We start from the raw sequence: 11,815 nt of genomic DNA, 5'->3' as shown, positions 1-11,815 counted from the left end.
CGGAGATGCACCGATGAAGCTTCCGACCCTGGCCACCGCGCATGGCCAGCTGGACCGTCTCGCCCCGTGGTTGGCCCCGCTCGGCCTGCGCCTGCTGCTGGCCTGGGAATACTTCGAATCCGGCCGCGAGAAGCTGCACGGCCAGAACTGGTTCGCCGACCTGCAGGACGCCTTCCCGTTCCCCTTCAACCAGATACCGGCGGCACTGAACTGGCAGCTGGCGACCTGGTTCGAACTGGTTGGCGCGGCCTGCCTGCTGTTGGGCCTCTGCACGCGTTTCGCCGCCACCAGCCTGCTGGTGCTGACCGTGGTGGCCACCTATGCGGTGCATTGGCCGATGGAGTGGAACTCGCTGGGCGACCTTGCCATGGGCTACGCGATCAGCGACAAGGGCTTCGGCAACTTCAAGCTGCCCGTGCTGTTCATGGCGATGCTGCTGCCGCTGATCTTCACCGGCGCCGGCAAGCTGAGTCTGGACGCGTGGTTAGCGCGGTACTCTCGCTCGGCCACACCTGCGCGGCCAGCGGTTCGGTAGATGCCGCCCCTGGTCGACACGCTCCTGCGCAGGGAACCCGTGCACCACAGGCTGGCCGGGCGCTCAGGGTCGCTCTGCTAGAATTCACGCATGAATGACCCGACTCCCGCATCTGCCGCTGCTCCCGATTCCGCAGTTCCCCAGGCGCAGCGCGCGATGTCACAACGCTTCCGCGGCTTCCTGCCGGTGGTGGTGGACGTGGAAACCGGCGGCTTCGACAGCCAGCGCAATGCACTGCTGGAGATCGCTGCGGTGCCGATCGAGATGGACGAGAACGGCCTGCTCTACCCCGGCCAGACCGCCAGTGCACACGTGGTACCGGCCGAAGGCCTGGAGATCGACCCGAAATCGCTGGAAGTGACCGGCATCATCCTCGACCACCCGTTCCGGCTGGCCAAGGAAGAGAAGGCCGCGCTGGACCACATCTTCACCCCGGTACGCGCGGCGATGAAGAAGTACGGCTGCCAGCGCGCGATCCTGGTCGGCCACAACGCCCATTTCGACCTCGGCTTCGTCAACGCCGCGGTGGCCCGGACCGGCCACAAGCGCAATCCGTTCCATCCGTTCAGCGTGTTCGACACGGTGACCCTGGCCGGTATCGCCTATGGACAGACCGTGCTGGCGCGCGCCGCCACCGCCGCCGGACTGGGCTGGGATGCCAACGAAGCGCACAGCGCGGTGTATGACACCGAACAGACCGCGCGATTGTTCTGCACCATCGCCAACGCCTGGCCGCGGTAAAGCGGCCAACGGCGGAGCCCCTCGTGGCGTGAAGCGAATCATCGGTTGGGCCGGGCAAGGTGGGTTCGCAGGGGACGCCGTGAACCCTTCCCTGGGGGCTTAGCCGCGCCATCCATGGCGCGGATACCCCTGCGAACCCACCCTGCCCGGCCTTCGACAGGTTGCGGGGCGCCACGGGAAGATCAGAAAAGCGGGAGCAACAGCGGGTCCCTGTGCTCGATGGGTGCTGTCGCCGACCTCGGTGGTGAGTCGGTGCTGTGGTAGCTGCCGACCGTTGGTCGGCACCGCCGGGTGGTATGGCAACAGCCGTAGATCCACGCCATGCGTGGATGAATTCAACCGATGCTCGTGCGATCCCGGCCGTCGCTCTTGGCGCGGTACAGCGCGCGGTCTGCACGCTGGTACAGCAACGCCGGGGTACGGTCATCCGCATCCAGTTCCACCAGGCCGGCACTGAAGGTCACACGCAGGCCCGGCACCTCCGCCCAGTCGGGGTGATCATGGAACAGGCCACGCAGGCGCGCGCACAGCTGGGCGGCTTCTTCCAGACGGGTGTCGTTGAGCAGCAGCGCGAACTCCTCGCCGCCGGTACGCGCGGGCAGGTCCGAGTCGCGGCAGGCCGCGGCGATCAGCCGCGCCACCTGCACCAGCACGGCGTCGCCGATGCTGTGGCTGTGACGGTCGTTGACGGCCTTGAAGTGGTCGATGTCCAGAACCACCAGGCACAGCGGGTGGCCGCTGCGCTGTGAACGGGCGAAGTCACGCGCCAGCGTTTCGTCGAATCCACGGCGATTGGCCAGCCCGGTCAGCGCATCCTCGCGCGCCTGCCGTTCAAAGGCCTCGGCCTGCCGTGCAAGGCGCTCGGCCAGCTCGGTCTTTTCCTGGTTCAGCGCCTGCAGGTGCACGGTCTTGGCCTGCAGATCGAAGGTTGCCTCGTCCACGCGCCGTGCCAGGCGCAGGTTGCTGGCCTTCAGCTGCTGCAGCAGCAGGCGGTACAGCACCACCAGTCCGGCCAGCAGCAACAGCCCGCCCAGCACCTGCACGCTGCGGCGCTGCCACCAGAACGGCTCCACCGTGAAGCTCCACACGGCTTCCTGCTGGCCCCAGGCCCCGCCTGGATGCGCCGCCGATACGTGCAGGGTGTAGTCACCCGGCGGCAGGCCGACGAACTCGACACTGCGCTGCGGGCCACGCTCGACCCAGCCGGTGTCCAGGCCGTCCAGCCGCGTGCGATAGCGGATCCGGTCCGACATCAGGTAACTCAGGCCCACATAGCTCACCGCCAGACGTCGCCCGCCGGGAATGTAGTTGCGCTCCGGGCCCTCCCAATGCACGGGTGCGCCATCCACCTGCACGCTCTCGATCGCTGCAGGCGGTGACGGACGCTCGCGGAAACGCTGCAGCCGCTGCGGGTCGACCGTGCTCAGGCCACCGGCGGTGACCACCCAGAACGTGCCGTCCTGCCGCAGGATCGCCGATGGCCCGGAGCTGCCGTTGGCCTGTGCGTTGGCCATGCCGTCGATCTCGTTGTAGCGCTCCACCGTCACCCGCGGCGCACGGCCATCGGCCACGGCATTGAGGGTGGCCATGTCGGTGCGCAGCACGCCGCGGTTGCTGCTGATCCACACATTGCCCAGACGGTCCGGCACCAGCTGGAACACCGCATCCACCGGCATTCCCTGTTCCAGGCCGACGCGCGCCAGCCTTCCGTCGCGCCAACGGTACAGGCCCCGGTCGCTGCTGACCCACATCGCATCGCCCAGCTGATGGAAGCCGAAAACACTGCGGCCCCCGCCCATCGGTGCCAGGTCGATCGACTGCACGTGGTCGCCACGCAGCACGCGGATGCCCTCGATGGTGCCGATCCACAGGTTGCCCTGGTGGTCATGCTCGAGTGCGGTGATGAGGCCACCGGGCATGCCCGGCACATTCGACACCTGCACCCGGTCGCCGTCGATGCTCACCACGCCCTTCTGCGTACCGGCCCAGACGCGACCCTGCGGGTCGACGCTGATCGCGCGGATGTTGCCGCCCGGCATGCCATCGGCGGCCGCGTAGTTGTGGCGGAGGCTGCCATCGCGGCCCAGCCGGTAAACGCCATCACCGAAGGTGCCGACCCACAGGTCACCGTCCGGCCCCTGCGCCAGACTCAGCACCGAGGGCGCCTTGCCACCGCGGTTGTGCAGCGGAACAGCGCGGAAGCGCCCATCGGGCGTCTGCAGATCGAGGCCACTGGCACTGCCGACCCACAACTGGCGGTCGCGGTCCTCCAGCACCGTGCGTACATAATCGCCGCTGAGGCCATCGCGCTCGGTGTAGCTGCTGAACAGCGTCTCGCGAAGGCGGTACAGGCCGCCGTTGGCCCCCACCCAGATGCTGCCTTCAGCATCCTCGCGCAGGCTGACCACACGCCCGCCCGGCAGGTTCAGGCCGGCGGGCAACCGCTCCAGTCCATGCGCCGAGATCCGCAGCAGGCCCTGGTTCTCGGTGCCCAGCCACAGGTCGCCGTGCCGGTCCTGCAGCATCGAGGTCATGTGCAGCTGTCCCGGCAGCCGGTGCACCAGCACCAGCTGATCGTCCTCCACGCGGTACAGGCGCTCGCCAGCAACGATCCACAGCGCGCCATCCGGTGCCCGGTACGGCCATGACAGCCCAGTGCCGGCACCCAGGCCCCACGCCGCAGGGGCACGCTTGAGCACGCCATCGTTGTCGCGCAGCACCAGCCCATCAAGCGTGCCAACCCACACCCGGTCCTGCGCATCGACCACCAGCCTGGTGAAGCTCATCGCCATCGGCAGGTCGGCGGCCGGTGCCTGGTAGACGATGCCCTTGTCCGGCGTCAGATAGCCGATGCCCTTGCCTTCGTACAGCAGCCACAGGCGCCCCTGGCTGTCCACCTGCATGGACTGGATCAGCACCTGCGGCGTGTTGGCCTGATGCTCCCAGACCCGCCACTGGCCGTCGTTGCCGCGATGGCTGACATTGCCGCGCGAATCACTGATCCACAGGCCACCCTGCCGATCCACCAGCAGTGCGCCGATGCCGTTGTCGCGCAGGCCCGGTCGGGTGCTGCGGTCGAACACGGTGAAATCCAGGCCGTTGTAGCGCACCAGGCCTTCCCAGGTAGCAAACCACAGGTGCCCCTCGGGGGTCTGCGCGATATCGCGCAGCGAGTTGTGCGGCAGGCCATTGCGCGAGGTCCATACGTCGATGGCGTAGTCGCGCAGCGGCGGCGCGCCCTCCTGCGCGCCCGCCGGCAGCGCCAGGAGCAGCAACAGCCACAGCAGGCCGCGCTGCAGCACCTGCCGGGCTTTCGAAACGGGGCGCTCCACCCAGCACCCGTTGTCCCCTGGCCTGCCCATCAGCCCGGCGGCAGTGGCCGGCGGTGGCTGCAGGGCATGGCAGCGGACGGGAACAGCCGGGCGACGCGGAACAGCGTGCCGGCAGGAACGGGCTGACTCATCGGGGAGAAACTGGGGAGGTGGGCAGATGATAGGCCAAACCCCCGCCCCGGCGTCACCGCGGCGGAACCGGCGTAGTCAGCCGCCCCGGCCCGGCGCCCCCACCAGCGCACTGGCCGGCCACTGCACCACCGCCTCCAGGCCGCCCTCGGACCGGTTGCGCAGCCACAGGCGCGCGCCATCCTTCTCGGCCAGTGCACGGGCGATGGTCAGGCCCAGACCGGCGCCGCCGGTTTCCCGCGAACGCGAGGTTTCCACCCGTACGAACGGGTCGAACACGGCTTCCAGCTGATCCTCCGCCAGGCCCGGGCCATCGTCGGACACCATCGCGGTGATCGTGCCGCCGCTGCGCTCCACCCGCACGCGCACGCGGTGGGCATACATCATGGCGTTGTCCACCAGGTTGGAGAACAGCCGGTGCATGGCCAGCGGGCGCAGCATCAGCACCGCACCGGTTCCGCCCTCGAAGACCACGTCGGCGCCCCCCTCGGCGGCGTCTTCCACGATGCTTTCCAGCAGCGAATCCAGATCCAGCGCGGCACGCTGTTCGGCGCTCTCGGCACTGCGGGCCAGCTCAAGGCCTTCGCGCACCAGCGCCTGCATCGCGGCGAGGTCGCCGATCAGGCGTTCGCGCAGCACCTCGTCGCTGACGTTCTCCAGGCGCAGGCGCAGGCGGGTCAGCGGGGTCTGCAGGTCATGGGTAATCGCCGCCAGCATCTGCGTGCGTTCGGCCAGATGCCGCTGCAGGCGGTGCTGCATGGCGTTGAAGGCCTCGGCGGCGCGCTGCACCTCGCGCGGCCCGCGCAACGGCAGGGGATCACGCTGCAGGTCGTCGCCCAGGTCTTCAGCGGCCGCCGCCAGTTCCTGCAGCGGCGCACTGGCCATGCGCGCAACGATGTAGGCCAGCACCGCGATCGCCAGCACCAGCAGGGTCAGGAACCACGGGTCCACGGCCAGGATGCCGTTATGCGCCACGGCCGGGGAATCCAGCGCAAGTTTCAGCAGCGTCCCGTCGTTGAGGGTCACGTCCACCGCACGGCACTTGGGCGGGATGAAGGCGGGGTCGCGTTCGCGCGGCGGCCGGCGGTGGCCTGGCGGTGGCGGTGGCAACAGGTCCTGCAGCTTGGGAATGCACGAGCGGAACGAGGCAAAGTGCACATGCGCCCGCGACACCGGGCCCGGGCGGTCTTCCAGCACCTCCATCAGCGCGGTGTCGGCACGCCCCAGCCGCGCACCGGGCTGCAGTGCGCGCACGCTGGGCCCACCGATCTCGAGCAGGCGCTCGCGCAGTTCGGGGTTGTCATCGAGCAGGTTGACGTAGCCCTGCAGGCGGTCGGCAATGCGGTTCAGGTTCTGCCGCTCGAACTCCTGCTGGCGCTTGGAGGTGGCCAGCATGGTCGCGCCGATCGCGGCCACGCTCATGCCCAGCAACAGGATCACGAACAACCGCCCGACCATCGAGGACAGGAAATGGCGCAGGCGCGTCATTGCGGCTTATTCCAGGTTCACCGACGAGGCCAGCACGTAGCCCTCGTTGCGCACGGTCTTGATCAGGCCGTCCGGACCCCCATCGTCGCCCAGCTTGTTGCGCAGGCGGCTGACCTGCAGGTCGATCGCGCGGTCCTGTGCCTCGTAGTTGCGGCCACTGCTGAGCGCCACCAGCTGCTCGCGCGAGAGCACCTTGTTGGCATGCGCGATGAATACCCGCAGCAGGCGGAACTCGGCGCCGGACAGCACCACCACGCGGTCGTCCGGGTCCACCAGATGGCGATGCTCCAGATCGAACACCCAGCGCGAGAAGCGCGCGCGGCGCACCGCCAGCGGTTCCAGGTTGGCCGGCAGCGCCTCGGTCCGGCGCAGCACGTTGCGGATGCGCGCCAGCAGCTCACGCGGTTCGAAGGGCTTGGCCAGGTAGTCGTCGGCGCCCATCTCCAGGCCCAGCACGCGGTCGATCGGCTCGGCACGTGCGGTCAGCATGATCACCGGCGTGTTCGAGCGCGCGCGCAGGTCGCGGCACAGGGTCAGGCCATCCTCGCGCGGCAGGTTGAGGTCGAGCACGATCAGGTCCACATGCTCGCGGTCCAGCAGCTGGCGCATGGCGGTGCCATCGGCAGCCGTGCTCACCTGGTAGCCGGCACGGCCAAGCTGTTCGGCCAGCAGGGTGCGGATGTCGTTGTCGTCGTCGACGATCAGCAGTCGATGCATCGTGTTTTCAGTCTCCATGGCGCGATCATCCCGTGTCGGCAGCTGAACCGCATCCGGGGCAATGCGTACCAGTGTATCCAGCCGGGGGCGGGATACCTGTGGTTACGCGTATTCACCGACAGTGTTACATAGAGACATACCCCGAGGATTGAGCCCTCCATCGCCCCGTCTTCACAATGCCCACCAACGCCGCCACCGCGGCCCCGAGAGTGAAGCCACGACGTGACGTTCCGCCTGCTGCCTGCGACCCGCCGGGGTCGCCTGATACTGATCGCCCTGCTTGCCCTGATCGTTGCCGTGGCCGCCTGGTGGCTGCTGCGCAAGCCCGCCGCCCCGGCCGTGGCGACCACCCCGGTCAGCCGCGGCGACATCGAACAGACCGTGGATGCCACCGGCGTGATCGACGCCTACAAGCTGGTCAGCGTGGGTGCGCAGGCCTCGGGCCAGATCAAGTCGCTGAAGGTGCAGCTGGGCGACACGGTGAAGGAGGGCGACCTGATCGCCGAGATCGACGCCACCACCCAGCAGAACCAGGTGCTCAACGCACAGGCCTCGCTGGACCAGGTCACCGCCCAGCGCGCCGTGCAGCAGGCCACCCTGCGCCAGGCCGAACTGGAATTCGCGCGCCAGCAGCAGATGCTGGCCGCCGAAGCCACCTCGCGCCAGGAATATGATGCCGCCGAGGCCCAGCTGAAGACCGCCCGCGCCCAGCTGCAGTCCTACGAGGCACAGATCAAGGGCCGCGAAACCGAGCTGGGCACGGCGCGCGCCAACCTGGCCTACACCCGCATCACCGCGCCGATGGATGGCACCGTGGTGGCCGTGGTGGCCGAGGAAGGCCGCACCGTGAACGCCAACCAGACCGCGCCCACCATCGTAATGCTGGCGCGGCTGGACGTGGTCACCGTCAATGCCGAGATCTCCGAGGCCGACGTGGTCAAGATCAAGGCCGGCATGCCGGTGTACTTCACCACGCTGGGCGACCCGGACCGCAAATACCACGCCACCCTGCGCCAGATCAATCCGGCGCCGGCCTCGATCGCCAGCGAGACCTCCTCCAGTTCCAGCAGCTCGTCCAGCTCCAGTTCCAGCAGCGCGGTCTACTACAACGCGTTGTTCGACGTGGAAAACCCGGACGGCACGCTGCGCATCGACATGACCGCCCAGGTCTCGGTGCTGCTGAAGCAGGCCAAGAACGTGCTGATGGTGCCGGCGGTGGCGCTGGGGCCGAAGCGCCGTGGCGATGAGCGCATGGTGCGGGTGCTGGACGACAAGGGCCAGCCGCAGCCGCGCAAGGTCACCGTCGGCATCAACAACGGCGCCTCGGCCGAAATCCTGTCCGGGCTGAAGGAAGGCGAGCGCGTGGTGGTCGGCGAAGCCGGTGCCGCCGGTGCCAGCGCCGGCGGCGGCAACCGTGGCGGCATGCAGATGCGGGTCGGCGGCCCGGGCATGGGTCCGCGCCGATGAGCACGACGGCGCCGCTGCTGCGCCTGCGCGACCTGCGACGTGAATTCCCGGCCGGCGATGATGTCATCGCCGTACTGCGCGACGTCAACGTGGACATCCACGCCGGTGAGATGGTGGCCATCGTTGGCCAGTCCGGCTCGGGCAAGTCGACGCTGATGAACATCCTCGGCTGCCTCGATCGTCCTACCCGTGGCAGCTACCAGGTGGCCGGCCGCGAAACCGGCAGGATGGAGCCGGATGAACTGGCCGAACTGCGCCGTGAACATTTCGGCTTCATCTTCCAGCGCTACCACCTGCTGGGTGACCTGGACGCACGTGGCAACGTGGAAGTACCTGCGGTGTATGCCGGCAGCCCCGGCCCGGTGCGCAACGCGCGCGCCGAGCAGCTGCTGCAGCGGCTGGGCCTGGGCGATCGCATGCACCACAAGCCGGGCCAGTTGTCCGGCGGCCAGCAGCAGCGCGTCTCGATCGCGCGTGCGCTGATGAACGGCGGCGAGGTGATCCTGGCCGACGAGCCCACCGGTGCGCTCGACACGAAATCCGGCGAGGAAGTGATGGCCATCCTCGGCGAGCTGCATGCCGAAGGCCACACCATCATCATCGTCACCCACGACATGAGCGTGGCCCAGCACGCGCAGCGCATCATCGAGATCCGCGATGGCGAGATCATCGCCGACCGCGCCAACCCGGAGGCACCGACCTACCGTGCGCAGCGCGAAGCCAGCACAGGCGTTGCCCACGGCAACAGCTGGCGGGCGGCCCGGGATCGTTTCACCGAAGCCTTCCGCATGGCCCTGCTGGCCATGAACGCGCATCGGCTGCGCACCTTCCTGACCATGCTCGGCATCATCATCGGCATTGCCTCGGTGGTCTCGGTGGTGGCGCTGGGCAACGGCTCGCAGCAGCAGATCCTGCAGAACATCAGTGCGCTGGGCACCAACACCATCGACGTCTATCCCGGCCGCGGCTTCGGCGACATGCGCTCGGCCCGCGTGCAGACCCTCAAGGCCAGCGATGCCGATGCCCTGGCCAAGCAGAGCTACGTGGACAGCGCCACCCCCAGCGTGTCGACCTCGGTCACCGCACGCTACCGCAACCAGTCGTCCACCGCGCAGGTCAGCGGCGTCGGCGAACAGTTCTTCCGGGTCAAGGGCGTGACCCTGCTCAGCGGCAGCTTCTTCGATGCCGATGCGGTAAAGGGCCTGGGCCAGGTGGCGGTGATCGACGAGAACACCCAGACCCAGTTCTTCCCCGATGTCGATCCGGTCGGCCAGGTGATCCTGCTCGGCAACGTGCCGGCGCGCGTGGTCGGCGTGGCCAAGCGCCAGAGCTTCGGCTTCGGTGGCAGCACCAGCCTCAGCGTGTGGGTGCCCTACACCACGGTGATGTCGCGCATGCTGGGCCAGGGCCACGTGTCCAGCATCACCGTGCGCGTGGACGACAACACGCCGATGGATGCCGCGCAGGAAGCGATCACCCGCCTGCTGACGATGCGCCACGGCACCGAGGATTTCTTCCTCAGCAACAGCGCCGAGATCCGACAGACCATCGAACAGACCACGCGCACGATGACGCTGCTGATCGGCGCCATCGCCGCCATCGCGCTGCTGGTCGGCGGCATCGGCGTGATGAACATCATGCTGGTGTCGGTGACCGAGCGTACCCGCGAGATCGGGGTACGCATGGCCGTCGGTGCGCGGCAGAGTGACATCCGCCAGCAGTTCCTGATCGAAGCGGTGCTGGTGTGCCTGCTCGGTGGTCTGCTCGGCATCGGCCTGGCGCTGCTGCTGGGCTCGATGATCGGCCGCTTCGCCAGTGACTTCCAGGTGCTGTTCTCCACCGCCTCGATTGTTGCCGCGTTCGCCTGCTCCACCCTGATCGGCGTGGCGTTCGGCTTCCTGCCCGCGCGCAATGCCGCGCAGCTCGACCCGGTCGAGGCCCTGGCCCGCGAATGAAGATGATGACCCGACTGCCCTTCCCTGCTCCCTCGCGCCTGCTGCTGGCCGGTGCCTTGCTGCTCGCGCTGTCCGGCTGTGCCTCGGTCGGCCGCTATCCAGTGCAGGACCCCGACGTAGCGGCCACCTACGGGCGCGGCGACGCCACGCTCAATGCACCGGCCGACGACCCGCGCAGCAGCCTGGATACCCCCGGTCGCGACATTCGCCAGGACAGCTGGTGGACCGGTTTCGGTGATGAACGACTGGACCGCCTGGTGGCGCAGGCACTGGCCGCCAACAGTGACCTCGCTGCCGCCGGCCTGGCCGTGCAGCGCTCGCGCCTTCAGGCCGGCCTGGCCAGCAACGCGCTGTGGCCGCAGCCGTCTTCGTCCGGCGTGAGCGGCAGTGCCAGCCGTGCCACCGACCAGGCCGACGATTGGCGCCGCAGTTACTCCACCGGCGTCTCGCTGGGCTGGGAGGTGGATCTGTGGGGGCGCCTGCGCACCCAGCGTGACATCGCCCGCTGGGAAGCCGAGGCCAGCGAGGAGGACCGGCAGAACACCGCCCTGCTGGTGATCAGCGACACCATCACCCAGTACTGGACGCTGGCTTACCTCAACCAGTCCATCGCCACCGGCCAGGCCAACCTGGAGCGCCTGGAGCGCACCCGCGAACTGGTGCAGGCGCGCTTCGACGCGGGTGCGGTATCGCGCCTGGAAGTGCGCCAGGCGCTGCAGAACCTGCAGTCGCAACGGTCAGCACAGAGCGCGCTGGAACAGCAGCGGGTGGAAACGCGCAATGCGCTGACCGTGCTGCTGGACGGCACGCCGTGGCCACAGCAGGACGAGCCGCAGGACCTGCTGGGCGCACGCAGCCCTGACATCGCGGAGGGCCTGCCGACCGACCTGCTCGGCCGCCGTCCCGACCTGCGCGCGGCCGAACTGCGCCTGCGCAACAGCCTGAAGACCATCAAGGTGACCGCTACCCAGTACTACCCGGCGCTGAGCCTGACCGGCAGCCTCGGCTCCAGTGCGACTTCGCTGGGTGATGTGCTGCGCAACCCGGTGGCCACGCTGGGCGCGGGCCTGTCGCTGCCGTTCCTCAACCTGCAGCGCGCGCAGCTGGATACCGATATCGCCGGCACGGCCTATCAGATCGCCGCCACCAGCTTCCGCAAGACGCTGTACACCGCGCTGTCGGAGGTGGACAACGCGCTGTCGGCACGCGAGCAGCTGGCGCGCCAGGTGGCCGCTTCGCAGGCCTCGTACGACGAAGCGGTGGAAGTGGAGCGCGCGCAGGAAGTGCGCTACCGCGTGGGCGCCACCGATCTGCGTACCTGGCTGGAAGCGCAGCAGACCCGGCGCGACGCCGAGCTGTCGCTGGCACGCGTGCGGCAGAGCCAGCTGAACAACGACGTGACCCTGTTCAAGGCGTTGGGCGGCAGCGCGGGGTAGCGCGCCAAACAACGG

8 protein-coding genes are annotated in these 11,815 nt (G+C 68.7%); 5 read left to right on the top strand and 3 right to left on the bottom strand.

The window, feature by feature from the left end; all coding sequences use genetic code 11:
- Positions 1–13: 13 nt before the first annotated feature.
- Both QP512_RS06850 and rnt read left to right on the top strand, forming a co-directional pair.
- On the top strand, positions 14–535 hold the full coding sequence (locus QP512_RS06850; RefSeq protein ID WP_286071463.1) for a DoxX family protein: 522 nt from the start codon (positions 14–16) through the stop codon (positions 533–535).
- Between the two features lie 156 nt (positions 536–691).
- Entirely contained in the window at positions 692–1,276 is a 585-nt protein-coding gene (gene rnt, locus QP512_RS06845) for a ribonuclease T (RefSeq protein ID WP_005408782.1), read from the top strand.
- Positions 1,277–1,611: 335 nt separating this feature from the next.
- Here rnt and QP512_RS06840 read toward each other — a convergent pair whose 3' ends face one another.
- The 3 genes from QP512_RS06840 to QP512_RS06830 all read right to left on the bottom strand — a co-directional run bounded on the left by QP512_RS06840 (position 1,612) and on the right by QP512_RS06830 (position 6,960).
- A complete protein-coding gene (locus QP512_RS06840; protein ID WP_286071462.1) occupies positions 1,612–4,638 on the bottom strand; it encodes a ligand-binding sensor domain-containing diguanylate cyclase in 3,027 nt (1,008 codons plus the stop codon).
- 177 nt (positions 4,639–4,815) lie between these two features.
- Complete coding sequence (locus QP512_RS06835) at positions 4,816–6,225, bottom strand: ATP-binding protein (RefSeq protein WP_286071461.1); 1,410 nt, start codon at positions 6,223–6,225, stop codon at positions 4,816–4,818.
- Positions 6,226–6,231: 6 nt separating this feature from the next.
- Positions 6,232–6,960 (bottom strand): response regulator, encoded by a 729-nt coding sequence (locus QP512_RS06830; RefSeq protein ID WP_005408779.1) that lies wholly within the window; start codon positions 6,958–6,960, stop codon positions 6,232–6,234.
- Between the two features lie 204 nt (positions 6,961–7,164).
- Between QP512_RS06830 and QP512_RS06825 the strand changes: the two genes are divergently transcribed.
- From QP512_RS06825 to QP512_RS06815, 3 genes are read left to right on the top strand one after another with little or no spacing between them, the layout of a single operon-like run.
- A complete protein-coding gene (locus QP512_RS06825) occupies positions 7,165–8,409 on the top strand; it encodes an efflux RND transporter periplasmic adaptor subunit (RefSeq protein ID WP_286071460.1) in 1,245 nt (414 codons plus the stop codon).
- Positions 8,406–10,364, top strand: a complete 1,959-nt coding sequence (locus QP512_RS06820; protein WP_286071459.1) for a MacB family efflux pump subunit — start codon at positions 8,406–8,408, stop codon at positions 10,362–10,364. The genes QP512_RS06825 and QP512_RS06820 overlap by 4 nt, the downstream gene beginning before the upstream one ends.
- The gene (locus tag QP512_RS06815) at positions 10,361–11,800 is read left to right on the top strand and encodes a TolC family protein (RefSeq protein ID WP_286071458.1); all 1,440 of its coding nucleotides are present in this window, start codon (positions 10,361–10,363) and stop codon (positions 11,798–11,800) included. Before QP512_RS06820 ends, QP512_RS06815 begins: the two co-directional genes overlap by 4 nt.
- The last annotated feature ends 15 nt before the right edge of the window (positions 11,801–11,815 follow it).

This window comes from Stenotrophomonas sp. 57 (assembly GCF_030291075.1).
Lineage (GTDB): Bacteria > Pseudomonadota > Gammaproteobacteria > Xanthomonadales > Xanthomonadaceae > Stenotrophomonas.
This window is presented reverse-complemented; position numbering and strand designations above follow the sequence as displayed.